The 26,741-nt window shown below is 70.6% G+C and carries 27 protein-coding genes; 9 read left to right on the top strand and 18 right to left on the bottom strand.

Annotation, left to right across the window (positions count from 1 at the left end; genetic code table 11):
* Window positions 1–137: 137 nt before the first annotated feature.
* A complete protein-coding gene (locus ACWIFB_RS06315; RefSeq protein WP_454057666.1) occupies window positions 138–1,244 on the bottom strand; it encodes a hypothetical protein in 1,107 nt (368 codons plus the stop codon).
* Window positions 1,245–1,568: 324 nt separating this feature from the next.
* Between ACWIFB_RS06315 and ACWIFB_RS06320 the strand changes: the two genes are divergently transcribed.
* Window positions 1,569–2,375 carry a hypothetical protein gene (locus tag ACWIFB_RS06320; RefSeq protein ID WP_454057667.1) on the top strand — a complete coding sequence of 269 codons (807 nt, stop codon included), beginning with the start codon at window positions 1,569–1,571 and terminating at the stop codon, window positions 2,373–2,375.
* 179 nt (window positions 2,376–2,554) lie between these two features.
* Here the strand turns inward: ACWIFB_RS06320 and ACWIFB_RS06325 are convergent, their stop codons facing one another.
* Window positions 2,555–2,917, bottom strand: a complete 363-nt coding sequence (locus tag ACWIFB_RS06325; RefSeq protein WP_452098496.1) for a DUF4229 domain-containing protein — start codon at window positions 2,915–2,917, stop codon at window positions 2,555–2,557.
* Between the two features lie 39 nt (window positions 2,918–2,956).
* Here ACWIFB_RS06325 and ACWIFB_RS06330 point away from each other — a divergent pair, with 39 nt between their 5' ends.
* The gene (locus tag ACWIFB_RS06330) at window positions 2,957–3,118 is read left to right on the top strand and encodes a hypothetical protein (RefSeq protein WP_230928355.1); all 162 of its coding nucleotides are present in this window, start codon (window positions 2,957–2,959) and stop codon (window positions 3,116–3,118) included.
* Window positions 3,119–3,195: 77 nt separating this feature from the next.
* Here the strand turns inward: ACWIFB_RS06330 and ACWIFB_RS06335 are convergent, their stop codons facing one another.
* The 5 genes from ACWIFB_RS06335 to ACWIFB_RS06355 form a co-directional block, all read right to left on the bottom strand.
* Entirely contained in the window at window positions 3,196–3,972 is a 777-nt protein-coding gene (locus ACWIFB_RS06335) for an enoyl-CoA hydratase (protein ID WP_454057668.1), read from the bottom strand.
* A gap of 82 nt (window positions 3,973–4,054) precedes the next feature.
* Window positions 4,055–4,192 carry a hypothetical protein gene (locus tag ACWIFB_RS06340; protein WP_230928357.1) on the bottom strand — a complete coding sequence of 46 codons (138 nt, stop codon included), beginning with the start codon at window positions 4,190–4,192 and terminating at the stop codon, window positions 4,055–4,057.
* Between the two features lie 162 nt (window positions 4,193–4,354).
* Window positions 4,355–5,011 carry a dTDP-4-dehydrorhamnose 3,5-epimerase family protein gene (locus ACWIFB_RS06345; protein ID WP_454057669.1) on the bottom strand — a complete coding sequence of 219 codons (657 nt, stop codon included), beginning with the start codon at window positions 5,009–5,011 and terminating at the stop codon, window positions 4,355–4,357.
* Window positions 5,012–5,067: 56 nt separating this feature from the next.
* Window positions 5,068–5,619, bottom strand: coding sequence for an LpqN/LpqT family lipoprotein (locus ACWIFB_RS06350; protein WP_454057670.1), 552 nt, complete (start codon window positions 5,617–5,619; stop codon window positions 5,068–5,070).
* Window position 5,620: 1 nt separating this feature from the next.
* The gene (locus tag ACWIFB_RS06355; RefSeq protein ID WP_454057671.1) at window positions 5,621–6,427 is read right to left on the bottom strand and encodes an SDR family oxidoreductase; all 807 of its coding nucleotides are present in this window, start codon (window positions 6,425–6,427) and stop codon (window positions 5,621–5,623) included.
* 255 nt (window positions 6,428–6,682) lie between these two features.
* On the opposite strand from ACWIFB_RS06355, the gene ACWIFB_RS06360 reads away from it, so the two are divergent.
* Window positions 6,683–7,501 (top strand): oxygenase MpaB family protein, encoded by an 819-nt coding sequence (locus ACWIFB_RS06360; RefSeq protein ID WP_454057672.1) that lies wholly within the window; start codon window positions 6,683–6,685, stop codon window positions 7,499–7,501.
* 102 nt (window positions 7,502–7,603) lie between these two features.
* Here the strand turns inward: ACWIFB_RS06360 and rfbD are convergent, their stop codons facing one another.
* The 5 genes from rfbD to ACWIFB_RS06385 form a co-directional block, all read right to left on the bottom strand.
* Window positions 7,604–8,524, bottom strand: coding sequence for a dTDP-4-dehydrorhamnose reductase (rfbD, locus tag ACWIFB_RS06365; protein WP_454057704.1), 921 nt, complete (start codon window positions 8,522–8,524; stop codon window positions 7,604–7,606).
* Between the two features lie 77 nt (window positions 8,525–8,601).
* Window positions 8,602–9,483 (bottom strand): glucose-1-phosphate thymidylyltransferase RfbA, encoded by an 882-nt coding sequence (rfbA, locus tag ACWIFB_RS06370; RefSeq protein WP_452098490.1) that lies wholly within the window; start codon window positions 9,481–9,483, stop codon window positions 8,602–8,604.
* Window positions 9,480–10,526, bottom strand: coding sequence for a dTDP-glucose 4,6-dehydratase (rfbB, locus tag ACWIFB_RS06375; RefSeq protein WP_452098489.1), 1,047 nt, complete (start codon window positions 10,524–10,526; stop codon window positions 9,480–9,482). Before rfbB ends, rfbA begins: the two co-directional genes overlap by 4 nt.
* A 10-nt stretch (window positions 10,527–10,536) precedes the next feature.
* On the bottom strand, window positions 10,537–11,583 hold the full coding sequence (locus ACWIFB_RS06380) for a YihY/virulence factor BrkB family protein (RefSeq protein WP_452098488.1): 1,047 nt from the start codon (window positions 11,581–11,583) through the stop codon (window positions 10,537–10,539).
* 187 nt (window positions 11,584–11,770) lie between these two features.
* Window positions 11,771–12,847: a YihY/virulence factor BrkB family protein gene (locus tag ACWIFB_RS06385; RefSeq protein ID WP_454057673.1), complete on the bottom strand. Its 1,077-nt coding sequence runs from the start codon at window positions 12,845–12,847 to the stop codon at window positions 11,771–11,773.
* 179 nt (window positions 12,848–13,026) lie between these two features.
* Between ACWIFB_RS06385 and ACWIFB_RS06390 the strand changes: the two genes are divergently transcribed.
* Window positions 13,027–13,422, top strand: a complete 396-nt coding sequence (locus tag ACWIFB_RS06390) for a hypothetical protein (protein WP_230928366.1) — start codon at window positions 13,027–13,029, stop codon at window positions 13,420–13,422.
* Window positions 13,423–13,510: 88 nt separating this feature from the next.
* Here the strand turns inward: ACWIFB_RS06390 and ACWIFB_RS06395 are convergent, their stop codons facing one another.
* Window positions 13,511–14,371 (bottom strand): hypothetical protein, encoded by an 861-nt coding sequence (locus tag ACWIFB_RS06395; protein ID WP_454057674.1) that lies wholly within the window; start codon window positions 14,369–14,371, stop codon window positions 13,511–13,513.
* Between the two features lie 314 nt (window positions 14,372–14,685).
* Window positions 14,686–15,501, bottom strand: coding sequence for a 3'(2'),5'-bisphosphate nucleotidase CysQ (locus ACWIFB_RS06400; RefSeq protein WP_454057675.1), 816 nt, complete (start codon window positions 15,499–15,501; stop codon window positions 14,686–14,688).
* A 130-nt stretch (window positions 15,502–15,631) separates the two neighbouring features.
* Between ACWIFB_RS06400 and ACWIFB_RS06405 the strand changes: the two genes are divergently transcribed.
* Window positions 15,632–16,609: a sulfite exporter TauE/SafE family protein gene (locus ACWIFB_RS06405; RefSeq protein WP_454057676.1), complete on the top strand. Its 978-nt coding sequence runs from the start codon at window positions 15,632–15,634 to the stop codon at window positions 16,607–16,609.
* Window positions 16,610–16,681: 72 nt separating this feature from the next.
* The gene (locus ACWIFB_RS06410) at window positions 16,682–17,164 is read left to right on the top strand and encodes an RrF2 family transcriptional regulator (protein WP_230928370.1); all 483 of its coding nucleotides are present in this window, start codon (window positions 16,682–16,684) and stop codon (window positions 17,162–17,164) included.
* 15 nt (window positions 17,165–17,179) lie between these two features.
* On the opposite strand, the gene ACWIFB_RS06415 is transcribed toward ACWIFB_RS06410, so the two are convergent.
* From ACWIFB_RS06415 to cysD, 4 genes are all read right to left on the bottom strand, one after another.
* Complete coding sequence (locus tag ACWIFB_RS06415) at window positions 17,180–18,448, bottom strand: cation:proton antiporter (protein ID WP_454057677.1); 1,269 nt, start codon at window positions 18,446–18,448, stop codon at window positions 17,180–17,182.
* Between the two features lie 69 nt (window positions 18,449–18,517).
* Window positions 18,518–19,429, bottom strand: a complete 912-nt coding sequence (locus ACWIFB_RS06420) for a sulfite exporter TauE/SafE family protein (protein ID WP_452098481.1) — start codon at window positions 19,427–19,429, stop codon at window positions 18,518–18,520.
* Between the two features lie 4 nt (window positions 19,430–19,433).
* The gene (cysC, locus tag ACWIFB_RS06425; protein ID WP_454057678.1) at window positions 19,434–21,362 is read right to left on the bottom strand and encodes an adenylyl-sulfate kinase; all 1,929 of its coding nucleotides are present in this window, start codon (window positions 21,360–21,362) and stop codon (window positions 19,434–19,436) included.
* On the bottom strand, window positions 21,362–22,279 hold the full coding sequence (gene cysD, locus ACWIFB_RS06430; RefSeq protein ID WP_454057679.1) for a sulfate adenylyltransferase subunit CysD: 918 nt from the start codon (window positions 22,277–22,279) through the stop codon (window positions 21,362–21,364). Before cysD ends, cysC begins: the two co-directional genes overlap by 1 nt.
* A gap of 167 nt (window positions 22,280–22,446) precedes the next feature.
* On the opposite strand from cysD, the gene ACWIFB_RS06435 reads away from it, so the two are divergent.
* The 3 genes from ACWIFB_RS06435 (at window position 22,447) to ACWIFB_RS06445 (ending at window position 26,728) form a co-directional block, all read left to right on the top strand.
* On the top strand, window positions 22,447–23,394 hold the full coding sequence (locus ACWIFB_RS06435) for a helix-turn-helix domain-containing protein (RefSeq protein ID WP_454057680.1): 948 nt from the start codon (window positions 22,447–22,449) through the stop codon (window positions 23,392–23,394).
* Between the two features lie 81 nt (window positions 23,395–23,475).
* Window positions 23,476–25,101, top strand: a complete 1,626-nt coding sequence (locus tag ACWIFB_RS06440) for a helix-turn-helix domain-containing protein (protein WP_454057681.1) — start codon at window positions 23,476–23,478, stop codon at window positions 25,099–25,101.
* A 97-nt stretch (window positions 25,102–25,198) separates the two neighbouring features.
* Window positions 25,199–26,728 carry an aldehyde dehydrogenase family protein gene (locus tag ACWIFB_RS06445; RefSeq protein ID WP_454057682.1) on the top strand — a complete coding sequence of 510 codons (1,530 nt, stop codon included), beginning with the start codon at window positions 25,199–25,201 and terminating at the stop codon, window positions 26,726–26,728.
* Window positions 26,729–26,741: the final 13 nt, after the last annotated feature.

A 26,741-nucleotide genomic window follows, 5' to 3' on the forward strand; every position in this document is an offset into this window, starting at 1 on the left:
AGCGATGGGGCGACGACTCATGTCGAGCCCGGGAAGCCCGAGGGCCGGTGACGACAGGAGAAGCCTATCGCGCCGGTCCGACAACCTGCCTCAAGCGCACTACGGTCCCGCGAAGTCGGCCGCTCCGCCGGCCGACTTCACCCGCCCAGGCTGCCGGCGCCCGTGGTGAGCAGACCCAGGAGCGCGGTCGGCGCGATGGGCAGCGCGGCGGCCGCCCCCTGGAGCTGAGCGTCCGCCGGCACCCCGGTCGTCGCGGCCGCTCCCGGGCCGTCCGCGGCGGTCGCCCCGCCCTGACCACCGAGCAGCCCCGGCGCCAGAGTGCACAGCATCTCCCCCGCCGAGCCGAGGTCGCCGAACGGGCCGTCCTCACCGAGCACCGACGGCAGCAGGCCCACGACCGCATTGACCAGCACCATCACCAGGCCGGTGGAGGCGGTGTCCTCGTCGCCCATAGTCGGCAGCAACTGCGCCAGGGACGACGCATCGGTCTGGCCGCCACCGAGAACCGAACACAGTTCGGGAGTGGTGCCGGTCCCGTCGCCTCCGGTGCCGCCCTCGCCGTCGCCTCCGGTCCCGGTGTTGCCACCGGCGCCGTCGCCGTTGTCGTCGTCGTTGTCGTCGTTGTCGACACCCGATCCGTCGCCGCCGACACCATCGCCTGAGCCGGGCTCCTCGGCGGCGCCCTCGGCGCCGCCACGCGCGCGCTCACCGGGGACGGCCGAGAGCGTCGGCTCGACCTGCGTGGCAGGCCCGGTGTCGGCCGACGGGTCCGTCGTCCCGGACGGATCGGAGGTGACGGTCGGGTCCGTGGCCCCCTCTGCTCCCTCGGTGACGGTGATCGTGACCCGCTGCGAGCGTGAGACGTCCGCGTTGGAGACCGTGACCAGCACGTCGTACTCACCCGCGCGCGTCGGGGTGCCGGAGATGACCCACCCGTCCTGGGTGAGACCGTCGGGCAGGCCCGTGACCGTGACGGTGGTCCCGGCAGGGATCGTCCCGCCCGCGGCCTGCGCCACTACGGGCTCCAGATCCAGGTTCACCTCGGTCCCGAGGGGCATTTCCTGTGTTGCACCACCCTGCGCGGCGGCGTTCTGCGTGAGCTGGATCCCCTCGGCCTCGACCTCCGCCGGCGAGTTGACGGCGGCCACCGTGCTGCCGCCGACCACGGCGAGTGCGGCGAGCGCACCCCCGAGCACGAGGGAACGAGAGCGGGGGACGGTGCGGTCAGGGCGTCGCTGGAACATGAGGCCACCTTGTCGTCGAGGAGTGGACGTGACGCGACCGGGGACACCCAATCACACAGGCACCATACGTCACATGAGTCACACGAGCCACAGGGTTCGCGGCGGGTCGTCCGCTGACGCCTCTGCCCGACAACCTCCGGGCGCTCGGCCGCCAAGAGACCGGCGGTAACATTCCGCGATCCGCCGTCGATCAGGACAGGAGAGGCGATGACGGGTGCGAGCGGCGTGCCGTGCCCGGCGAAGAGAACGTGACCTTCCGGACTATCCGAAGTCTTTAACGCTTCAGTGGTAGCCATCCTTTGACAGAACTGAGACACTATCGTTATGCGAAATCGGGTGCTCCTGTCCGCCGGCGCAATTGCGCTGCTGGCGGCGTCGTGCGCGCAGCCGGAACCGCAGGTCCTCTCCGAGGCGCCCCGGTCCGCCTCCGCGGCCGAACTGACCTCTCCCAGCCAGACCACTGAGGAGGAGGCCCAGCCGGGCCGTTTCATCGCGCGTTGCGCCACCGAGGCCGACGGCGGCACTCCCGGAATGACGTTCTTCACCGACGGATCGCAGAACGTCACAGACCACTGCCTCAGCCGCTACTACATCGGCGTACAGCCCGCCCCGGGCGCGCTGTACGTGCCGGACGCCGACGCGGGCAGCCTCGCGCCGACCCGCGAGACCCCCGTGTCGGAGACGACCGACTCCTATCAGTGGACGCCCGCTCAGCCGCGTACCGACGCCGGCCCCGAGGGAACCACCGACGAGGACCGCGACCAGCTCGAGGGCGAGGAGACGACCTCCGAGACGGACGATCCGGACTCCGAGTCCACGACGACGTCCCCCGGCGAGACGTCGCCCACCACGCCGCCCTCGACCTCGCCCGGGCCGACCGACCCGACGGAGCCCACCGAGCCCACCGAGCCCGGCGAGACCACGCCCGGCACCGGCAACCCGGGCGAGACCGAGACCTCGCCCACCACGCCTGGGTCGTCAGAGCCGGGTCGGCCGACCGAGGTCCCCACCACCACCGGGGCCCAGCAGAGTCGACCCGCGGCTCCCCCGACCTCGGTTGAATCGGCCGGCCCGACCGGGCCGTTCGGTTCGCTCGGTTTGCACGGCTCGCACGCTCCGGTCCCACGCTAGTCCGCGGCCCGGCCCCGAGAACCCACCGTCGCTCCTCGCCCATCGCGAGCCGCGGTGTGTGGATCGTCTGGTGCGGATCTGACCGTGCCGAAATGACAGGACCGGGCCGTCCCCTAGTGGGGACCGACCCGGTCACCTGAGGTCTGCGGGCTACTGCCCGTCCACTACGCCGCGCGAACTCATGCCTCGTTCATGCGCCGGCGCAGGTCCTCGCGCTTGATCCGGCGCCCCTCGTCGACAGCCGCGATGTCCGAGTTGATCTGGGAACGCAGCTTGCTGAAGATCACCATCGACAGCGGCAGTGCGATCACGACCGCGATGATCGCGGCGACCAGAACCGGCACCTGGGCACCCGCCAGGTAGCCGATGCCGATGACCAGCAGCGCCAGCACGAGCACCAGCAGCAGCCGGACTATCGTGTAGAAGATCATGTTCCGCGCCAGACGAGCACCGGGAGAGTCCAGCTTGGGCGTCTCCCATTCGGCAGCCGACCCACCCTCGGAGGTCTCCGCCGGGTTTACTGACTCATCTCGCTCGCTCATGTCTCCCAGGATACGTATCGTGGTGTGAAGGAGGTTCGAGTGATCTGGCTGTTCGCACTCATCGGAGTGATCACCGTGGCGATTCTGCTGTGGCGGGCCTTCGGCCCGGGCTCACGGCCCGCTCCCCCGCGCGTGATCGCGCCTGACGACGACCCTGACTTCCTCCGGGACCTTGATCGTCGCAAGCCGCTCGATCCCTGACCACGTCGGGATATCGGGCAGAGCACATAACGAAGTCGGGCGTGCACTCCGCAACCGCGGACTGCACGCCCGTCCGCTCACTTGCCGCGCCACTCCGGCGTGCGCTTCTCCAGGAACGCGGACATGCCCTCCTGCGCGTCACAGGTGACGGCGTTGGTGGCCATGGTCTCGGCCATCGCACGGTAGGCATCGTCCTGGGGCAGGTCGATCTGTCGGTAGAAAGCCTGCTTGCCGATCTCCAGGGTGAGTGGGCTCGCGTCAGCGATACGGGCGGCGAGTTCATCGACACGGGCGCGGAGCCGGTCCGCCGGGACGGCCTCGTTGATCAGGCCCCAGTCGACGGCGGTCGCCGCGTCGATCGTCTCGCCGGTGAGCAGCATCTGCATGGCGCGTTTCCGCCCGATGTTCCGGGAGACCGCCACCATCGGGGTCGAGCAGAACAGCCCGATCTTCACCCCCGGGGTCCCGAACCGGGCCGAATCCACGGCAACCGCGAGATCGCAGGTCGCCACGAGCTGGCAACCGGCGGCCACCGCATGACCCTGGACCTCCGCGATCACCGGCTGGCGGATCGCCTGAACGCTCTCCATCAGTTCGACGCAGGTGGTGAAGACCTCCCGCTCCTGCTCCAGGGTGCGGTCGACCATCTCACTGATCTCATGCCCCGCCGACAGTGCCGGGCCTGACCCGGTCACCACGACGACGCCGCACGAGGGGTCCCCGCCGAGATCACGGATCGCGGCGGTCGCGTCCCGCATCATCTGCAGGGAGAGCGGATTGCGCCGCTCGGGGCGGTCGAGGATGACGCGCGCGATCGGACCGCTGCGCTCGACACGGACGTAGGGGGTGTTCACCGTGGGCCTCCGGTAAGGGGACGAGGAGTCGTTTCCTCGGTTCTACCCCTCGGCCACGGCCTGACGTGGCGAAAGGGGCGGACTACGCCCCCGTCGCGGTGGCGTGCTGCCCGTCGCACCACTGCTCGGCGGGGACTCCGACCTTGACGTCGTCGATGTGCTGGCCGCAGCCGTCCCAGGTGGTCTTGCCGCAGACGGTGCAGGTGACGGGGTAACACATGGTGATCTCCTTGTGATCGTGTCGACTTCTCCCATGGCCTACCCGACACCGTATCGCGCCGACCGAACCATCGGACCACATACCCCATCGGGTATGCGCAGGAGGGCGCCCACGCCACCTGCCGCCCCTGGGATACGCGCCACACCGCGTGGCCGATCGCGCTCAGTGGGCCGGGCGCCACTCCTCGTCCACACGCGGCGTGGCCTCACGCAGACGGTCGGTGTACGCCACGCAGTCGTCCCACTTCGGCAGCCGACCCGCCGCCGCCACGTCCAGCAGGCCGGGGGCGCCGCGATCGCGCTCGCTCATGACGTGGTCAATGGGCGTGCCGTCCAGGGCCATCGAGGGCCAGTCGATCGCGATCTTGGGGTCGAATGGGTCGATCACGTGCTCGGCACCGGGCCGCCACCCCTCCGAACACAGGTACATCACCGTGGACTGCGGCTCGAGCGAGAGGAAGCCGTGCGCTACGCCCTCGGGGACGTAGACCGCCCGCTGCTCGGTCGAATCGAGGATGACGCCCGCCCACTCACCGAACGTAGGTGAGCCGACCCGGACATCCACCATGACGTCGAAGACCGTCCCCGCAGGGCACAGCACGTACTTGGCCTGCCCCGGGGGGACCTCCGCAAAGTGCAGGCCCCGCAGCACCCCCTCGGCGGACACGGACACGTTGACCTGTGCGAGGTCGAGGCGGTGGCCGGTCATGCGCCGGAACGCGGGATCGGTGAACGCCTCGTGGAACGCGCCACGGTCGTCCGCGATCTGGCGAGGGGTGATCTCCCACGCCCCCGTCACACTGAGTTCCCGAAGCTGCACTGACGGTCCCGCCTTCCCGAGATCGAGGACGCCCCCGTGCGGGGACGCCGACCACCCTAACCCCGCATCGCGTCGACGATCTGCGCAGCCGTCCACTCGCCCAGCAGGAGGCAACCCATGGCGTCGTCGTGCAGCGCGGTGTCCTCGCGCCACCCGGTGACGACGAACTGGAAGACGTAGGTGGCCTCGGAATCGCTCCACCCCACGATCAGGCTCGAGGTGGCCATCTCCCCCGGCTCGGCGGTGTAGGTGCCGCGCAGGTAGCGGTAGACACTGCGGACGGCGCCGGCGGTCTCGTCGCCCTCGCCGGCGACCTGCTCGAGAAGGGCCCAGCCGGTCAGCGCGTCGGCGGTCGAGACGATCATCTCGACAGCCTGCTCGGTCGGCATCGGCGGGGACACCCGCGCGCAGGTCGCCACCGCGTTCGGCGAGAACCCCTCGCGGTGCGCGCCCGGGTCCACGTAGATCACCGCGGACGGCTCCGGGGACTCGATGCGCTGCCACGGCGGGCTGTCCACCCACGTCAGCGGCTGCGCGGCCACCGCCATCGGCGGGCTCGCCTCGAGGCTGCGCCCGGTGGAGGCACAGAACTCCTGAATAGACGTCATCTCAGCCCTGCAATCCCGCGCCGACCATATGGGCGCCTCCGTCCACGACCAGGGTCTGGCCGGTGATCCAGTGCGAATCGTCCGAGAGCAGGAACGCCGTGGGGCCGGCGATGTCGTCGGGCACCCCCAGCCGCCCGGCCGGCAGCACCGCGGACATGGCCTCCTCGCGGCCGTCGTACAGCGCCTCGGCGAAGCGGGTCTTGACCACACCCGGCGCGATCGCGTTGACACGCACCGCCGGGCCGACCTCCACGGCCAGTTCCTGCGTCAGCCGCATCACCAGGGCCTTGGTCGAGCCGTACCAGCCGATCCCCGGCGACGGCGCCAGCCCGGCGATCGAGGCGATGTTGACCACCGCGCCACCACGCTCGCCCAGCCCCGAGTGGTACACCTTCTGGGTCCACGCCAGGGTGCCCAGCGTGTTGACCTCGGCGATCTTGCGGGCCGCCGACATGTCGAGGTCCACGGTCCGCCCGAACACCGGGTTGATACCGGTGTTGTTGACCAGGAAGTCGACCGGCCCGAACTCGGACTCCGCCCGGTCGACGGTCTCGCGCTGATGGTCCTCGTCGTCGCTCTTCCCGGCCACGGCGACCACCCGCCCCGGCGCGTCGAGCTCGGCGAGGGCGGCGTCCAGTCCCTCCTGCCCGCGTGCGGTGATGACCACCGAGGCTCCCTCCGCCAGGAGCCTGCGGGCGATCCCCAGGCCGATGCCGCGGCTGGCGCCGGTGACGATCGCGGTCCGACCGGCGAACCGATCAGGAACTACCGGACCCGTACGGGGGGAGGGAAGAGGGGGGTTTGTCACGGCCGACTCCTTGCGACGTCAGTGTCTGGTGGCGGTTCACGCCCAGCCTAGAGGGCAGCGCGCGGTCGTGATCGCGCGGTTCGCGACGGAACACGCCGCACGGAATGTGCCCGTGCGTCCCGCCGTCCGGGCCCTGCCGCGCTAAAGTCGCCACCAGGTCCCAGCCGGCCGCCCCTCGGGCGGCTCACGAAACCCAGGGGGGTGCCTGTGTCTCCACTCGCTCCACGCGACGCGTCGGACTCACCGGTGTGCTCTGTGCTGGACGTCCCGGGCCCACGGTGGTTCCGCCCGGGCGATCCGATCTGGCGCGTGCACGGCGACGCGGCCACCCCGCTCGGCGTCACCACGGCCCTGCTCATGTTGCTCGCGAACCCGGCGTTTGCCGCGATCGTCGGGTCCGGCAGCGCGGCCAGGAACCCGTGGATCGTGGACGACTACCTGCACGACCTGGTGGAGATCACCACGTTCGGGACGGTCGACGACGCGATGGTGACCATCGACCACGCCCACCGGGACCGCAGTTCGCTCAGCGGCACCACCGAGCACGGCGACTACTACTACGGCGCCGACCCGGAGTTGGCGTGCTGGGCGCAGGCCGCCACCGCCTGGTCGCTGCTGGCGGCGTACCAGCGTTTCGCCGCCAAGCCCCTCACTCCGGCCGAGTCGGACGAGTACGTCCGCCAGTGGGCCGGCATCGCGCACCTGCAGGGCGCCGGCGCGTTCCCCACCTCGGCCCGCGAGCTCGAGCAGCTCCTGCGCAGTTCCCGCGACCGGGCCCGCGCCACCACCGCGGGTCGGCGCGCGGCCCGCCAGCTACGGGAGAACGCCAACGCCTGCCCCGGCGTCGCCGAGAACTCGGTCACCGCGCACCGGTCCTGCACCACCGTGGTGGATGCCGCCGCCAGCCTGGTCCCGTCGGACGTCCGCCGCGCGCTGGACCTGCCGCATCGCCCCATGGACCGCAGCGCGGTGTTCGGCCGGATCTCCAAGGCGCACCAGGGACTGAGTCTGCCGCGGCTCACCACGCGCGCCCCGATCGCGGCGCCGTCGGCCATGCGGGTCCGTCCCGCCTGACAGGCGTGACGGAGTACCCGCTCACCGTGGTCCGTCGCTGTCCGCCGGGTGAGAGCGTTGTGAGAACGACGACGACGAGGTGCCGCGTTGGCCGAGAGCGACCTATTCGCGCTGTGACGTCAGATAGGACATCCCCGGGACGAGGTCCTCTCTCCAGGTCCGCGTTGGTGCCAGTCCGAGCTCACGCCACGCGGTGTCCCCGAGCACGGAAAACTTCGGGCGGGCCGCAGGCCGGGGGAACTCGTCACTCGAGCACGGACGCACGCGCTCGGGGTCGGCGCCGAGGTACTGGAATACGGTCCGGGCGAGATCGAACCAGGTTGCGCGGCCGCCGCCCGTGACGTGGTGCGTGCGCCCGTGGGCATTGGCCTCCCCGGCCTTTTCCGCGGCGAGCAACATCAGCACCTGATCGGCGAAGATCGAGACGTAGGTGGGCGAGCCCCACTGGTCGTTCACCACGTTCAGCGTCTCGCGCTCGGACTCCAGGCGGATCATCGTGGCCACGAAGTCGCTCCCCGGCTGGTTCTCGATCACCCGCCACGCCCCGGTGTAGAGCCAGGCGGTGCGGATCACCGTCGCCTCCGGCAACTCCTCGTACACGGCCCGCTCGCCGGCGAGCTTGGTACGGCCGTAGACCGTGACGGGAGCCGTCGGGTCGTGGGGCTGGAGCGCGGGCGCGGTCGCCGGGTCGCCCCCGCCGGGCACGTCGCCGGAGAACACGTAGTCGGTGCTGATGTGGACCAGGCGGATACCCCGCTCGCGGCACGCCGCCGCCAGTGCCCGCGGGCCGTCGACGTTGAGCGCGGTCGCGCCCTCCTCATCGGACTCCGCGCCGTCCACGTCCGTGTACGCGGCCGCGTTGACCACCACCTCCGGGGCGAGACGGTCGAGAGCAGTCGCGATGGAGCGGGGGTCGGTGATGTCGAGTTCGTCCCTCCCCGGGGTCACGGCCTTGCCCCGGGCGAGCCCCGCCAGAGCCCGCCCCAGTTGGCCGCGGCCACCCGGCACGAGGATGCGCGGCAAACCGCTCGGGCTCGAGTCCCAGGGCCCGCTCGGGCCTGCGTCGGCCGGTTCGGAGCCGTCCCCGCCCGCAGCCGACGTCACGACCGCCTGCCCTTCTCGCGACGGAGGATCTGGAGGAGGTAGGAACCGTAACCGGATTTGATGAGCTCCCGGGCGCGTTCGGTGAGCTCGTCGTCGTCGATATATCCCATCCGCCACGCCACCTCCTCCGGGCAGCCGATCTTGAGACCCTGACGGTCCTCGATCGTCCGCACGTAATTGCCCGCGTCGAGGAGCGAGTCGTGCGTGCCGGTGTCGAGCCACGCGGTGCCGCGGGGCAGCACCTCCACCTGCAGGCGACCCTGCCGCAGGTAATGGCGGTTGATGTCGGTGATCTCGTACTCGCCGCGCGCCGACGGCTCCAGTGCGCGCGCCACCTCCACCACGTCGGCGCTATAGAAGTAGAGGCCCGGGACCGCGAAGTCCGAGGCCGGGTTCTCCGGCTTCTCCTCCAGGCTGACGGCGCGCCCCTCGGCGTCGAAGTCGATCACGCCGTACTCCTGCGGGTTCGACACCTGGTAGGCGAACACCGCGCCGCCGTCGACCTGCGAGAAACGGCGCAGCCGGGTACCCATGCCGGGGCCGTAGAAGATGTTGTCGCCCAGGACGAGCGCCACCGGCTCGTCGCCGATGTGGTCCGCACCCAGGACGAACGCCTGCGCCAGACCGTCGGGTTCGGCCTGCTCGACGTAGCTCAGCGAGATCCCGAACTGCGAACCGTCGCCCAGCAGGCGGCGGAACCGGGGCGAGTCCTCGGGCGTGGTGATGATCAGGATGTCGCGGATCCCCGCCAACATCAGCGTGGACAGCGGGTAGTAGATCATCGGCTTGTCGTACACCGGCATGAGCTGCTTGCTGGTGGCCGACGTGAGCGGCCGCAGCCGGGTGCCGCTGCCGCCGGCCAGGATGATTCCCTTCACAGCACCTTCTCCGTGCTCGCGTACCTCGCCTCGACGCGTTCCTTGACCGGCTCCCACCAGTCCCGATTGGCCGTGTACCAGTCGATGGTCTGCTGCAGCCCCGCGCGCAGATCGGTGTGCCGGGGCGCCCAGCCCAGCTCCTCCCGGGTGGCACTCGCGTCGATCGCGTATCGCAGGTCGTGGCCGGGTCGGTCCGTGACGTGGTCGAACCCGGGATCGCCGTCCGTTCCACTAACGCCCATCAGTTTGCAGATCGTCCGCATGACCTGCAGGTTCGACTGCTCGCCGTCGGCGCCGATGAGGTAGGTGCGGCCGAGCTCGCCATCGGCGAGGATCCGCAGCACGGCCGAATTGTGGTCGTCGACGTGGATCCAGTCCCGCACGTTGGCCCCGCTCCCGTAGAGGCGCGGGCGACGACCGTCGAGGATGTTGGTGATCTGCCGCGGGATGAACTTCTCCACGTGCTGGTACGGCCCGTAGTTGTTGGAGCAGTTGCTGATGGTGGCCCGCAGCCCGAAACTGCGCACCCAGGCGCGGACGAGCATGTCGGCGCCGGCCTTGGTGGCCGAGTACGGGCTCGACGGGTTGTAGGCCGTGGCCGGGGTGAACTTGGCCGGGTCGTCCAGCTCCAGGTCCCCGTACACCTCGTCGGTCGAGACGTGGTGCAGACGGACGTCGTGACGGCGGCACGCCTCGAGAACCGTGTAGGTTCCGACGATGTTGGAGTGCACGAATGGCCACGGCGTGGCCAACGAATTGTCGTTGTGGCTCTCGGCCGCGAAGTGCACCACGGCGTCGCCCGGGCCGGCGAGCTCGGCGACCAGCTGGTCGGTCACGGCCGCGTCCGCGCAGTCCGCCTCCACCAGATCGACGCGGGCCGTTCCGCCGGAGCCCTCCCCGAGCAGGTCGGCAAGGCTCGCGCGGTTGGCGGCGTAGGTCAGGGAGTCGAGCACCGTGACGTGGGCCGACGGGTACTCGCGGACGACGGTGCGGACGAAGTTGGCGCCGATGAACCCGGCTCCCCCGGTGACGACGAGGCGCATGGGTGCAACCCTACCGCTGCTCGGCCTCCGCTCCGGCCATACCTGCGTCGCGGCCCGCTCCGTCTGGTTCGCTCAGCATCGCCCGGTACTCGGCGATCATCGCGGCCCGTCTGCGTTCGCGCGCGACGAGCGCGCGGGTGTCGCGCGGGGTCACCCGGATCGACTCCGCCGCCGGGATACCGGCCCGCAGCTGGCGGACCCGGAGCACCTCGGCGTCGAGGCGCGCCCCGTAAACCACGGCGATGTTGACCAGCCACAGCCACAGCAGGAACACGATCACCCCGGCCAGCGAACCGTAGACCTCGTTGAAGTTGCCGAAGTTGACGACGAAGAAGCTGAATCCTGCGGTCGCCGCAGCGATGATGACCAACGCCGCGGCCGCGCCGAGCGAGATCCAGTGGAACCGGCGGCCGGAGACGTTGGGCGCGAACCGGTAGAGCACGGCCAGTGCGACGATCGCGGTGATCAGGGTGGCCGGCCACTTGGCCAGCTCCCACACGGCCACGGCCTCGCTCCCCATCCCGATCCACCCGCCGACGGTCGCCGCGACCGGCCCGGTGAACGCCAACGCCAGTCCGCCGAAGGCGACCAGCACGATGAGCAACGCCGTCAGCCCCAGCCCGGCCGGCAGCACCCGCCACAGCGGCCGCCCCTCCTCGACGCCGAACACCCTGTTCATCGCACGGCCGAGCGCCCAGACGTACCGCGAGGACGACCACAGGGCGACCGTCGTACCGACGATCAGCGCGAGCCCCGCGGTGGGGGCCGTGACCAGCGATTCGACCGGGGCGCGGATCGGGTCCAGGATCGCCCCCGGCGCCACGTCGGAGAGCATGTCCATTACCGCGTCGACGGTCCGCGAGCCCTGGCCGAACACGCCGAGCAGCGAGATCACCACGAGGATCGCGGGGAACAGCGAGAGCACGCCGTAATACGTGAGGGAGCCGGCGAGATCGGGGCCGCGGTCGCGCAGGAACTCGGAGATCGAGCGCGTGAGCACCAGCCAGACAACGCGCAGTCGTCTGCGTATCGCCGTGCCGTTGCTTCCTGGGGTCATGCCCCCGATTGTCGCCGTTGCGGGGCCTTTCCCCGGTCAGCCGCGCCACCCCGACAGCCAACACCACCGGCCGCACCGGGCAGAGCAGCAGCGGTGTACGACCCTGTCCTCCGCCGGCACCCGCTCCAGCGACTGCCCGTCCGAGCCTCCAGCGCTCCCGGCGGGCCGGGGGTCCGAGGCCGGCCGGTCAGGTGCGGTTGCGGGCCTGCTCGGCCTGGGCCTCGCGGCGCACGTCAGCCGCGTCGTCGATGGTCTGCTGCCGCTTGTCCTCGGCCTTGTCGCTGGCCGTGGTGTCCCGCGGCGGCAGCTGGATGACCTCCTCGGCGTGCATGCCGGCTTGCAGTTCGCGGGCGCGCTCGACCTCGGCGTCGACCTCGGCCCCGAAGAGGAACGCGTTGTTGGTGATCCAGAGCCAGAGCAGGAACATGATGACGCCGGCGAGCGAGCCGTAGGTGGCGTTGTAGGAGCCGAAGTTGGTCACGTACACCACGAAGGCGCCGGTGGCCACGGCCCACACGAGCAGCGCGACGATCGCGCCGATGGAGATCCAGCGGAACTTGGGCTGCCGGACGTTGGGCGCGAATCCGTAGAGGACGGCCAGGATGACGACGACGACGAGCAGGAGCACCGGCCACTTGGCGATGTTCCACACCGTGACCGCGGTATCGCCCAGTCCGATCAGGTCGCCCACCCAGGCCGCGATCGGTCCGCTGATCACCAGAAGGAGCCCGGCGATGCAGATCAGGACCAGGATGACGGCGGTCAGCAGGAGCATGGACGGCTTGAGCTTCCAGAAGGGGCGGCCCTCCTCGACCTCGTAGACCCGGTTCATGGCCCGGGCGAACGCGCCGACGTAGCCCGAGGCCGACCACAGGGCCCCCGCGATACCGGCGATCAGCGCGAACCCGGCTGCCGGGGTGGTGACCAGCGAGTCGATGGGCCCACGGAGAGCGGCAAGCGTCTCTTCCGGCGCGGCGCCCTCGAGCAGTTCCATCACCGCATCGACGGTGGCCTGACCCTGGCCGAACACACCGAGGAGTGAGACCACGGCCAATAATGCCGGGAACAGGGACAGGACCGCGAAGTAGGTCAGGCCGGCTGCCTGGTCGGTGCACTGGTCACGTGAGAACTCACCGACAGCCCTCTTGATGCCGATCTTCCACGCCGAGCCGGTGAGCGACGTCGGCGAGTCGGGCTTGCCCTCGTCGGGGTCGGTGTCCGGGTCGGGCCGGTCGGTGTTGGTGTCGGTTCTGATCGTGCTCATACCGGCGACCTTTCCACCGACGAGCCCCGAGCGCATCCGCCACGCTGAATCTCAGGGCCGATCAGCTACGGATGCTGCGGGGATTACATCCGGCGTCGTCTGCGTTAGGCTAGTTGGTGTCACGTCACCTAAGGGTCACGTCAATCACACATTCAGACCCCGATCGAAGGAGCACCCCCATGAGCCTGTCCAATGCCATCCTCCGCGGAATCACCGGCGCGTTCGTCCTCAACTCCGGCTGGAGCAAGCGCGGTATGCCCACCGAGGCAGCTGCGGGCCTGCAGGGCTTCGCCGCCACCGGCGTCCCCGCGGTGGCCGAGATGGACCCCGATACCTTCGGCAAGTTCGTCGCCTATTCCGAGATCGGCATCGGCGCGGCGCTGTTGACGCCGATCGTGCCCAAGAGGGTCGCCGGCGCGGCGCTCGGTGTCTTTTCCGCCGGCCTGCTCTCGATGTACTTCCGCAACCCCGCCATGACCGAGTCCGACGGGATCCGCCCGAGCCAGGAGGGCATGTCCCTGTCCAAGGACGCCTTCATGCTGGCGATCGCCGGCGCGCTGGTCACCGACAAGTGACCCCCTGACGCCACCCGGCGTCGCCCACCCGGCAGCAGCGCCCGGTCCGGCCCCGCACCCGCGCGGCCGGGCCGGTTCTGTTCCCGGCTCACTCCTGAACTTCTCCCGCTGACTCCCATTCGCGTTTGATGCGACGGGACTTCTGCGAATGCCGGACCGCCACCACCGCGATCGCCACGCCGACCAACAGCGGCACCCACACCTTCGAGTATTCGAGCAGGAATTCGACCCAGCCCGGGACGTTCACCTCGGGGAGGTTGATCGTCGGGAGAGAGATGTCCGGCCACGGAATGCTCGGTAGCGAGATATCGGGCCACGGGATATCGATGTCGGGTATCCGCCCAGCGATCCAGTCCAGGATCGGGCTCAGCACTCGGCCGATCAACGGGAGCAACACGATCATCGCGATCGCCCACCCGGATTTACCCACCCCCGCGGCAACCGGATAGACCACCCGCTTCCACGGGGAGGCGGCGATCGCTTCGAGGCGGGCTTCGGCCGCGGACCCCGGCGGCGGATCAAAGTAAACGACCTCGCTGCCCTCGCGGAAGGTCACCTGGCGGACCGCCGTCGCGAACGCGCTGCTGCGCATCTGTACCCGCGGGCCCGAGAGAACCGAGAGGTTACCGGTGAACTTCCCGCGGTCGGGCGGATCACCGGTGATCGAGACCTTGTGATTGCCGACCTGGTGGGCACGGGCCACCACATCCCCGTCGCACAGGAGGACGTACCCGGGATTGGAGGGCGCGCTGTCGTCTACGGCAGTGTCGTCGCCTTCCCTCTTCTTGCGCGGAAAACCCGGGTCAACCGTGCGCAGCTGCGCCGGGCCGCCCACCGCAACCTCGAGCGTGCCGTGACGCGGATGCACCAGGCGCCAGACCTCGGGCTCCGGACCCGTGCCGGCGGTATCTCCCCGGTCCGTCGGTTCCTCGTCTCCGTGCGCGGCCACAGTCGAACCGTACCCAAGGACTCAAGCGCGGCACAGCACGGCGGAAGTCCGCTCGCAGCCATGAAGCTGAACAAGGAACTGAAAGCCGAGTTCACGCCGGCCGATCCCAGAGCCCTCTCCTGCTGCGAGTCGTCGGGCGAGAACGCCGGGCCGGCGAGCGCCGGTCGTGGGCGGCCTCCCGGCAGGGCCCCGCAGGGCCTTGACCTGGGCTGCCCTGAAAGGACGGTTCACGGCACCGCAGGTCAGCGGGCCCGACCGGCACCAGCCCCCTCGCGCCGAATCCGTCGCGAGCCGAGCCGAGTGTGGCCGTCGACTCAGCCGGCCACGGAGCCGATCGCCTCGAGGATCGCGTCCGCGAGGTCGGCGCGGCACACCACGAGGTCCGGCAGGAAGGTATCGGCCACGTTGTACTCGAGCGGGTCACCGTTCACCCTCAGCGCGACGAACCCGCGGGCCAGCGCGACCCCGGCTGGAGCGGCCGAATCCCACTGATACTGGCCACCGGCGTGAATGTAGGCGTCGGCCTCCCCGCGCACCACCGCTGCGGCCTTGGCACCGGCTGACCCCAGCGGGACGAGCTCGCCACCCACCGCGCGGGCGACCGCGTCCGCGAAGGCCGGAGGCCGCGATGCCGAGAGCACGATGCGCGGCCGGGAATCCGTGCGGGGGTCCAGCAGGCCACCGCCGTCCACCCCGTGATTGCCGGCCGGGTCGGCGTAGTTCTCGTCGTCGTCGACCCCCAACACCACGCCGAGCGCCGGCAGCGACACCGCCGCGGCGGTGAGACGCGACCGTGCCGGGTCTCCCGCTCGCTCCCACAACGCGACGTGCACGGCCCAGTCCGGCCGGTCGCCGAGCCCGTACTCCCGAGTGCCGTCGACCGGGTCGATGATCCAGACGCGATCGGCGTCGACGCGCGCGAGGTCGTCCTTCGACTCCTCCGACAGCACCGCATCACCGGGGCGCTCCGCGGCGAGCCGGTCGAGCAGCAGCGTGTTGGCGCGGCGGTCACCGAGATCGCCCAGTTCCCGGCCAGTCGGGCCCGAGGTTCGCAACTCGACGAGCAGGCGTCCGGCCTCCGCTGCGAGATCGACGGCGAGCTGCTGGTCCGGGGTACGCGTGGCGGTCATGCCCCCAGCCTAGGAGGCGGGCCGAAACAGCGGACGCCAACGGCGTAGACAGATCGGTCTAGACAGCGCCCGTCGCTTATGTCTACTGTTCTAGTCAACTTAATGAAGTCACTACCCTGAAGGGTCATCCGTGAAGACACTCATCGTGCTCGGCGTCGTCGGCGCCATCGCCCAACTCATCGACGGGTCGCTGGGCATGGCCTACGGCGTCACGTCCACGACGCTGCTGGTCGCCGCCGGAATCGCGCCGGCGGCAGCCTCGGCCTCCGTGCACTTCGCCGAGATCGGCACCACGCTCGCCTCCGGGATCTCCCACCACAAACTCGGCAACGTGGACTGGCGGATCGTGCGCATCCTCGCTGTCCCCGGCGCGATCGGCGCCTTCGCCGGGGCGACCGTCCTGTCAAGCCTCCCCGCCGACGCGGCCACCCCAGTCGTCGGCGCAATCCTGCTCGCGCTGGGCCTGTACGTGCTGTACCGCTTCCTCGCCCTGGGCGGGCGTCGGCCCGAATTCCGCGGCCGCGTCCGCACCGGGTTCCTCGTACCCCTCGGGCTGGTCGGCGGCACGCTCGACTCGCTCGGCGGCGGCGGGTGGGGCCCGGTCGGCACCACGTCCCTGCTGTCCTCGGGCCGGGTCGAGCCGCGCAAGGTCGTCGGCTCCATCGACACCTCCGAGTTCGTGGTGGCCGTGGGTGGCTCGCTCGGCTTCCTCGTGGGGCTGGGCGCGGCGGGCATCAACTGGGGCTACGCCGCCGCGCTGCTCATCGGCGGCGTGCTCGTGGCGCCGCTCGCGGCCTGGCTCGTCAAGCACCTGCCCGCGCGCGTGCTCGGCACCGCGGCCGGCGGCCTGATCGTGGTGACCAACTCCCGCACCCTGCTGCTCTGGGCCGACGCGCCCGCGTCCGCCGTGACGCCGATCCTGGTCGCCCTGGCCGCCGCGTGGATCGCCGGGATCGTGTGGGCGGTGCGCGCCGAGCGGCGCGTCCGGGACCACGGCGCCGTGGAGCGCGGGGCCCGGGGTCGGGACGACGACGAGGCCGTCGACGGGACCACAACCACCGCGGCCGGACCCGCCGCGGACGAGGAAACGGACCCCGCGCGCACGTGACCCCGCCTGACCCGGGCCGGGGCGCCCCACTCCCCTGCCCGGCGCCGGCCCGGCTCTGGGACACTGTTCCGCATGAGGGTCACCGCGAAATCGGACTATGCGCTGCGCGCGCTCGTCGAACTCGCGGCGGCCCAGCTGGCCAGCCCCGACGACGATCCCCGCGAGAACCCGCTGAGCGCGGAGGAGTTGGGACGGCGACAGGAGATACCGCACGGTTTTCTCCAGGCGATCCTGTCCGACCTGCGCAGGGCCGGCATCGTGGCCAGCCGCCGCGGCAAGACCGGTGGGTGGTTCCTGGGCCGCGAGGCCTCGGGGATCACCGTCGCCGATGTCCTGCGGGCCGTCGACGGCCCCCTCGTCAGCGTCTACGACGTCCGTCCGGAGTCGGTGGTCTACAACGAACGGGCCGCGGTCCTGCAGCACGTGTGGATCGCCTCGCGGGCGGCCTTGCGCCGGGTGATGGACGCAGTCACGATCGCCGATCTGGCGAACGGGCAGCTGCCGGGCGAGGTCCACGAGCTGACGCTCGACACCGACGCGTGGGAGCCTCGCTGACGCCGGCGGCCGACCTCAGGTCGTCCGGCTCCTCCGACGGTAGTGCGTGAGCGCTCTCAAGGCCGGGGACGCCGCCGCACCGTGGAGGACAATGGACGCGACGATCACCAGTGACACCGCGGGCCAGAGTGACCAGCCGTCGTCCTTCGAGAAGTAGCCCATGGCGTAGCAGAGATAGAACAGTGATCCGACGCCCCGCACCCCGAAGGCGGCGACGAAGAGGCGCTCGGGGCGCCGCAGCCTGCGATCGCCCAGCAGTGCGACCCAGGCCGTGAGCGGCCTGATCACCAGCAGGACTCCGGCAGCGACCGCGGCGTGCGACCACTCCAGCCGGAAGATCGCGTCCGAAATGAACGATGCCCCGATCACCAGCAGGACCAACAGCGTGAGCAGATGCTCGGTGAACTCGATGAACTCGTGGGCGCGGGCGTGCTTCTCGTCGTGTCGCTCGGCCGCGCGCACTCCCAGAGCCGCGCAGAACACCGCCAGAAATCCCCAGCCGCCCACCAACTCGCCGATTCCATAGGCCAGGAGCAGAGTGGCCACCGCGGCCGCGGGTTCGGCGTACCCCACCAGGCGGTGTTCCCCGATGCGGACACGGTAGAGGCCCGCGCCCACCAGCCGGCCGATGATCCACCCGGCCACGGCCCCGATGACCGTCTTGCCGACGAGGTCCCACGCCGCCCACGACCACCCCCATTCCGAGAGCGGCCCTCTGGTGGCCAGGAAGATCGCGAAGTAGACGAACGGGAACGCGAGTGCGTCATTGAGGCCCGCCTCCGAGGTGAGAGCAAAGCGGGCCTCGTCGTGCTCGTCGTCGACCTTCTCGCCCTCCCCGTGCCCGGGCCCCTCCACCTGCACGTCGGAGGCCAGCACCGGGTCGGTAGGGGCGAGTACGGCCCCGAGAAGAACCGCGACCGCCGGGGTCAGGCCAAGGGCCCACCACCCGAGCATCGCGACGCCGGCGATCGACAGCGGCATCCCGATGACGAGCAGGCGCCACGTGGTGCTCCAGCCGCGGAAGGTCAGTGGCCGGTCGAGCGCCAGCCCGACGCCAAAGAGCGCGACGATGACGGTGACCTCCGCCATCCGCTCGGCGAGCTCCGCGTGCTCGATGACATCGACGAGTGTTGACTCACTCGGCATGAGCCAACCGATGAGCATGCCGACGCCAACCACGACGATCGGCGCGGACAGAACCCGCTCCCGGAGCAGTCGCGGCAGGATGGAACCGACGAGAAGCGCCGCTCCGACGACCGCGTACATGAGGTCGGTGTTGGGCACCGCAGGAGTGTCACCCGCGGATGGGTGACGCGCCACCGGACCGCACGGGTCGTACCGCGCGGGCCGGCGTCAGACGCGCGCCGGTTCTGCGGGCTGGCCCAGATGCACTGAGTAGCGACGCACCAGCAACTTCCACACCAGCGGGCCGACGGTCAGCAACACCAGCGCGATCACGCCGATCAGCAGCGGCGAGGCGCCGAGCATCGCCGAGGCGGTCACAGCCAGCACGATCGTGATCCCGCGGCGGATGAGCCCGCCCGGCACGAGACCGGCGAACCTCGAGCCGAAGAACGTTCCCACGGCGCCGCCCACGAGCAGCGGCAGCAGCAGGGTCCAGTCGACGCCGGTCACCATGACGTGCCCGATCGCGGCCGCGATCACCAGCGGGACGGCCTGCACGAGGTCGGTTCCCACCAGCCGCAGCGCCGCCAGCGTGGGGTACAGCAGCATGATGCACATCATGATGACGGTCCCCGATCCGACCGAGGTGATGCCGACCATCAGGCCACCGACCACACCGACCAGCAGGGTGAGTACGGGCTTGACCGGCGGGTCCGCGTCGTCGCCCGTTCGTATCCTGCCCGACATCTCGAAGAACGCCCGGAGGAAGTAGGCGGTGGAGGCCACGATGAGCGTCGCCCCGATCGCCATCTTGAGCATCCCCTGCACATCCTCGGCACCCACCGCGTGCACCAGCCAGGCGCCGAGGTACGCGGTGGGGACCGAGCCGATGATCAGCCAGAAGGCGATCTTGAGGTTCGGTTTGCCGTGCCGCCAGTGCACGCCCGCGCCGACGACCTTGTTGACCGCGTTGACCACCAGGTCGTTGGCGACCGCGGCGGTGGGCGGGATCCCGAAGAGGATGAGCGCGGGCGTCATCAGCGCGCCGCCGCCCATCCCCGTCAGACCGATCACCACGCCGATCACGGCGCTGACGACCAGGAGGCCCAGTGAGTCGTAGGTCCAGAGCGCCTCGGGCACCGACTCAGATTCCCAGGAGCGTGCTGACGATCCGCTGCGCGACCTCTTCTGCGGTGCCGTCCTCGGGACGGATGTGCAGGTCCGGGGTCAGCGGTGGCTCGTACGGCGCGGAGACACCGGTGAACTCGGCGATCTCGCCCGCGCGCGCCTTGGCGTAGAGGCCCTTGGGGTCGCGGGCCTCGCACTCGGCCAGGGGCGTGTCGACGAACACCTCGGTGAACGGCAGGTCGGCCTTGGCGTGGACGGCGCGCGCCGCGTCGCGGTCGGCGCGCATGGGCGAGATGAGAGAGCAGATGACGACAACGCCGGCGTCCGCGAAGAGTGCGGCCACCTCCGCGGTGCGGCGGATATTCTCGGCCCGGTCCTCGGCGGAGAAGCCCAGGTCGGCGTTGAGGCCGTGGCGCAGGTTGTCGCCGTCCAGGATGTAGGCGGGATGCCCGGATTCGATGAGCAGCCGCTCGACCTCGGAGGCGATCGTGGACTTGCCCGAGCCCGACAGGCCGGTCAACCACAGGGTGCGGCCCTGGCCGCGGTCACCTCGCTGCACGGTCCCGGCGTGCCAGACCACGTTCGAGCCGCTGGTGGCGGGCCCGATGATCATGCCCGCGCCGACCGTGTCGCCGGAGAGCTCGTCCACGACGATGAACGCCCCGGTGTCGCGGTTGCGGCGGTACGGGTCGTACATCAGCGGGTTCTGCGTGCGCAGGCCGATGCGGCCGATCTCGTTGAGCTCGAGCTCGGTGGCGTCCGGGTCGCGGTGCAGGGTGTTGATGTCGAGCCGGTACTCCACGCCTGTCACCATCGCCTTGGTGTCGCGGGTGGTGTGCTTGATGATGTACCGCTTGCCGGTGGTCAGCGTCGCGTCGTCGGCGAACCAGCAGACCATGGCCTCGAGCTCGGTGCCCTGGTGCGGGCGGTTGCCCGGCCGCGCGATCATCTCGCCGCGAACGATGTCGATCTCGTCGTTGAGCGCGATGGTCACGGCGGCGGGTGCGGCGGCCTCATCCAGCTCGGCCCCGCCCGGACCCCAGATCGCCTTGACCGTTGACTGCCGACCGGACGGCATGACAACGACGTCGTCGTCGACCTTGATGATCCCGCCGGCGATGGTGCCCGCGAACGAGCGGTGATCCAGTCCGTCGGCGCGCTGGGGCCGGATCACGTACTGGACCGGGAACCGGACGTCGGTGAGGTTGCGATCCGAGGCGATGTGCACGTTCTCAAGGTGATCGAGCAGCGCCGGGCCCGTGTACCACGGCATCGGGTCAGCGGACTCGACCGCTCTGTTGACCACGTTGTCGCCCTTGAGCGCCGACAGCGGCACGAAGGTCACGTCGTGGACCTCGAGCTTGGCGGCGAAGTCGGTGAACTCAGTGCGGATGGCCTCGTAGGTGGCCTCGTCGTAGTCGACCAGGTCCATCTTGTTGACGGCCACGACCAGGCGCGGGATGCCCAGCAGTGCCGACAGGAAGGCGTGCCGCCGGGTCTGCTCGAGCACGCCCTTGCGGGCGTCGACGAGGATGATCGCCACGTCCGCTGTGGACGCGCCGGTGACCATGTTGCGCGTGTACTGCACGTGGCCCGGGGTGTCGGCGATGATGAACTTGCGCCGCGGGGTCGAGAAGTAGCGGTAGGCCACGTCGATGGTGATGCCCTGCTCGCGCTCGGACCGCAGCCCGTCGGTGAGCAACGCGAGGTCGGTGTACTCGTCGCCGCGCTTGGCGGAGGTGGCCTCGATGGAGGCGAGCTGGTCCTCGAAGATGCCCTTCGAGTCGAACAGCAGGCGACCGATGAGGGTGGACTTGCCGTCGTCCACGGATCCCGCGGTGGCGATGCGGAGCAGCTGCGCCTGGTCGGACATGGTGTGCCCCTCGGGCAGCACGGCGTCCCCGGTCGTGTAGTCGGTGGTGGGTTCGGTGGTCGCGGTGCTCATCAGAAGTACCCCTCCTTCTTGCGGTCTTCCATGCCGGCCTCGGAGATGCGGTCGTCGGCGCGGGTGGCGCCACGCTCGGTGACGCGGGTTCCCGCGACCTCGGCCACCACGGCGGCGTTGTCGACGGCGTCGGATTCCACACAGCCGGTACAGGTGGCGTCACCGACGGTGCGGAAGCGGACCAGCTCGGTGCGGGCCTCCTCGCCGGGGAGGGTCTCGAGGAAGCGGGTGTTGGCCAGGAGCATGCCGTCGCGCTCGATCACCTCGCGCTCGTGCGCGTAGTAGATCGGCGGCAGGTCGATGTCCTCCCGCTCGATGTACTGCCAGATGTCCAGCTCGGTCCAGTTGGAGAGCGGGAAGACGCGAATGTGCTCGCCCTTGCGGTGCTTGCCGTTGTAGAGCTTCCACAGCTCCGGGCGCTGTGCGCGCGGGTCCCAGGCGCCGAAGGAGTCGCGGAAGGAGAAGACGCGCTCCTTGGCGCGGGCCTTCTCCTCGTCGCGGCGGGCCCCGCCGAAGACCGCGTCGAAGCGGTTCTCCTGGATGCCACGCAGCAGGGCGGTGGTCTGGAGGCGGTTGCGGCTGGTGCCGGGCCCGGTCTCCTCGACCACGCGACCGGCGTCGATGTCGTCCTGTACGTAGGACACGAGCAGCTGGACCCCGGTCTCGTCGACGACGCGGTCGCGGTAGTCGATGACCTCGTCGAAGTTGTGGCCCGTGTCGACGTGCATGAGCGGGAACGGCATCGGCGCGGGCCAGAAGGCCTTTCGCGCCAGGTGGAACATCACCACGGAGTCCTTGCCCCCGGAGAACAGCATCCCCGGGTGTTCGAACTGCGCGGCTACCTCGCGGAAGATGTGGACGGACTCCGCCTCGAGCGCGTCGAGATGCGAGAGCGTCACCGCCGACCTCGTCGTCATGCGACCTCCAATGTCGTGGGCCCGGGCGGGAGGGCCGACCGGACAGCGGGCAGACAGATCTGTCTGTCCCTGGTATCTGCTCCATCGTGCGTCGCACGGGCCGGATTTCCACCTCCGTGAACACAATTGGTGGCCGTTCATCCGTTAATCGACATAGGGTGTCGACTATGCGACACGAACCCACGCATCGGGTACTGGCCGTGGTCGAGGCACTCGCCACCGACGGCCCACCCCTGTCACTGGCGGAGATCGCACGCGAGGTCGGCGCCAGCCGCTCGACCCTGCACGCCGTGCTCACCGGGATGCAGGCCGACGAGTGGGCCGAGAAGACAGACGGCGGGTGGCGTGCGGGACCGCGCCTGCGCCAGGTGGGGGCACAGCTGGCCGCCGGGGCCGACCTGGTCCGCGCCGCCCGCCAGCCGCTCGAGGCCCTGGCCGACGCGACCGGGATCGCCGCCGTGGTCTTCGAGTCCCGGGACGGGATGGCCCAGGTCGTGGACTCCGTGGGCGCGGGCATGCGTACCGCCTCCCGCGAGGTGATGCCCGTCGGACACGTGGTCCCGATCCGCGCACCCTTCGCCCGCGAGCTCGCCTCTCGGTTCCTCCTGGCCGAGCAGCGACGCTGGTTGGCGGGGTCGGGGGAACTGACCGCGGCCGCCAGAGACCGCCTCGAGTTGGTGCTGCCGCAGATCGCCCGCCGCGGCTGGTCCATCGAGCGGCTCACCCCGGCGCGCCGCGAACTGCTGCGGATGGCGGACTCGCTGGAGGCGTCGGGCATCGGGGCACTCGTGCGCGACCGTGTGTCGGAGCTGTTCGTGGAACTGTCCGAGATCGACGTGACCGACTCCGAACTCACGGCCGCCACCGACCTGGCCGTGGCCTCTGTGGCCGCGCCCGTACTGCGGGCGGACGGCCGCGCGGTGGGGTCCGTGGCGGTGGCTCCCGGCCGTCGGATGACCGGCCGCGCCGTGTTCCGCGCCGTGGAGGCCGTCACCGAGTGCGCGGACGCGGTCTCGGCCCGCCTCGCAGCCCGGCCCGGGCCGACGCGGGCGGCCGGACCGCCGGACCATCTGCTCCACCCGGCGCACGCCGCGCGCCACCCGTCCCCAACCTGAGAGATCACCAGCGCCGTCGTCCTGCACGCGGTTTCGGCGGTATGGTGCGGATCACACCCGCGCGCTCACCGGAGGTGACCTTTGACCCCCCTCGCCGATCCGCTCTCGCCTGCCCCCGGCCCTGACCAGCACACCCTGGCCTGGCGCCGGTCCGAGCTGTGCGGCCTCACCCCGCAGAGTGCGCGCCCGGGTAGCCCCGACCCGCACGCCACGCGCGCCAACCGTCTCGCCGAGGCCGCCGGCCCGATCCTGGACGATCTGGACTCCGCCCTCCGGGACACCGGTGCCACTCTCCTGTTGGCCGATCGTGGGGGCCAGGTCATCCGCACGGTCCGGGACGCCGCACGGATCTCCAGGATGCTGCTCCAGCGCGGGGTCGACGACGGTGCGATCCTCACCGAGGACGCGGTGGGCAACAACGGGATCGGCACCGCCCTCGAGACGCGCCGCGGCGTGTTCATCCACGGCGAGCAGCACTTCGCGGAGGTCCTGCGCGACTTCAGTTGCTACGGTCACCCCATCATCGACCCGCTCACCAGCCGGATGGTCGGCGCGGTGAACCTGTCCGGCATGAACGCCGACGCCTCGCGCCTGTTCGCGCCGTTCGTGCGCAAGATCGTCGCCGATATCGAGGCCCGTTACGTGGATACCGCGCGGGGCGACGACCGCGAGCTGTGGCGACGCTTCGTCGAACGCACGCGCTCCTCCGACTCTCCGACGTGCGCCTTCGGCGACGAGGTGGTCCTGGCCTCCAACTCCAGCCTCGAGCGGTTGGCCGCCCAGGACATCGCGGCGCTGCGGCGGATGGTGGAGCGGGGCGAGACGGCGGATGTCGTGGAACTGTCGGTGGGGCGGGTGGGGGTCAGCACGAGTCGGGTCGGGCGCCGCGGCCACCTTGTCGACCTGTCGTTTCCCGACGACGACGACAAGCCGGCTGCCCGGCGGACCGTCCACCGGAAAGCGAACCGCGGCGCACACGCCGTGGTGGGCCCGTCGGGTTCCGGCAGAACGACCGCGGCGCTGGCGACCGCCGGCCCGGAGGCTGTCCACGTGCGGCTGGCCGGTGCGGACCATGCCCGGCAGGCCTGGCAGGAACTGGCCGTCCCCGCCCTGCGGGAACACCGCGACCGGGGCATCCCTCTGGTTCTCGACGACATCGATCTCCTCGAGGACACTGATCTACGCCGTCTGGCCTCGCGACTGAACGCGATGGAGAACGGTCTCGTCGTCGTCACCTGTCGCGACAACCCGCGCCCCGCCGTGACCGAGGCGCTCGACGCGTGCGGCGCACGAACCACGGTGCGCCCCCTGCACGAACGCGGCGCGGAACTCGAGGGGATCGTGCACGCCATGGTCGGCGCGCTCGCAACCGCGCGCGGCGCCGCCGCACCCACGGTGACCTCGCGGTTCATCGACGCCGTGGGCGGTCTCGACCTGCCCAACGGTCTGGTCTCGCTCCGCGCGGTCCTCACCGAATGCCTGGACGGGATCGAGGGGCGGACCCCGCCGCGGCTCGACGTGGGGGACCTGCCCTCGCGCGCCCGGACGGGACGACCACCGACGTCCGGGGCGCTCGCGCGCGGCGAGTACGACGCGATCGTCGCGGCGCTGGCCGAGTGCGACGGTGTGCGGTCGCGGGCGGCGCGCAGGCTCGGCATCAGCCGCACCACCCTCTACGCCCGTATGCGCGAGTTCGACCTGTCGTAGATTGTCCAGAATCTGAACACTCCGAGCCCTTGACCCTCCTCCATAGTGGTCTGTGACCGGCCTCACACCGAGGCCGCCACCGACTTCGGAGGTAGACATGACCGGCACACTCTCCCGCGACACCGGCTCCGCCGCGCCCGTCGACGAGCGCCTGGGCGCCGAGGCCCGCGACTTCCTGGCCCGCCCGCATCGCCTGCTTATCGGTGGCCAGTGGGTCGACGCCGCCGACGGCCGCACCTTCGGCACCTACGACCCCGCCACCGGCAACGAGATCACCCAGGTCGCGCACGGCGGGCCCGAGGATGTGGACCGCGCGGTGGCCGCCGCGCGCCGCACCTTCGACGACGGCGCCTGGGCCACCATGAAGCCGCGTGAGCGCGAGCAGATCCTGTGGCGCATCGGCGACCTGCTCGACGCCAAGGCCGAACTGTTCGGACAGATCGAGGCGCTGGACAACGGCAAATCCGTGGGCATCGCCACCGCCGTCGACGTGGCCTGGGCCGCGGACGTGTTCCGCTACTACGCCGGCTGGGCCACCAAGATCGAGGGCTCCACCGTCCCCGTGTCCATGCCGTTCGCCGGCGACAAGCAGTTCCACGCCTACACCCAGCGCGTCCCCGTGGGCGTATGCGGTCAGATCATCCCGTGGAACTTCCCGCTGCTCATGGCCGCCTGGAAGCTCGGCCCCGCCCTGGCCACCGGCAACACCCTCGTCCTCAAGCCGGCCGAGCAGACCCCGCTCACCGCGCTCCTGCTCGGCGAGGTCTGCCAGGAGGCCGGCGTGCCCGACGGCGTGGTCAACATCATCACCGGCTTCGGCGACGCCGGTGCCGCCATCTCCGGCCACGACGACGTCGACAAGGTGGCCTTCACCGGCTCCACCGAGGTCGGCAAGCTCATCGTGGATGCCGCCAAGGGCAACCTCAAGAAGGTCTCCCTCGAGCTCGGCGGCAAGAGTGCCAACATCGTCTTCGCCGACTGTGACTGGGACGCCGCCGTGGCCGGGTCGGTGGCCGCGTGGATGTTCAACCACGGCCAGGCCTGCACCGCCGGCACGCGTCTCTACGTCGAGGACTCCATCTACGAGGAGTTCACCCAGGCCGTGGCCGACGCCGCGTCCCAGGCCACCATCGGCCACGGACTCGACCCCGACACCGTGCTCGGGCCCGTCGTGGACCAAGACCAGTTCGACAAGGTGTCCTACTACCTGCGCGCCGGAATCGAGGACGGCGGTCGCGCCCTGACCGGCGGGGCCCGCCACGGCGACACCGGCTTCTTCATCCAGCCGACGGTGTTCGTGGACGTCAAGCCCGAGGACCGGGTCGTGAAGGAGGAGATCTTCGGTCCCGTCGTGTCCGCCCTGCGCTTCTCCGACGTCGACGACGCGGTCCGCCAGGCCAACGACTCCATGTACGGGCTGGCCGCCGGCGTCTGGACCAAGGACCTCTCCAAGGCCCACCAGGTGGCCAGCCGCCTGCAGGCCGGTTCCGTGTGGGTGAACCAGTACAACGGCTTCGACACCGCCATGCCGTTCGGCGGATTCAAGCAGTCCGGCTGGGGCCGCGAGCTCGGCGCCGGCGCGCTCGACCTCTACACCCAGACCCGCTCGGTCAACATCCAGCTGTAGACCCGCGTCGCGG

This window comes from Dietzia sp. NPDC055340, assembly GCF_053645335.1.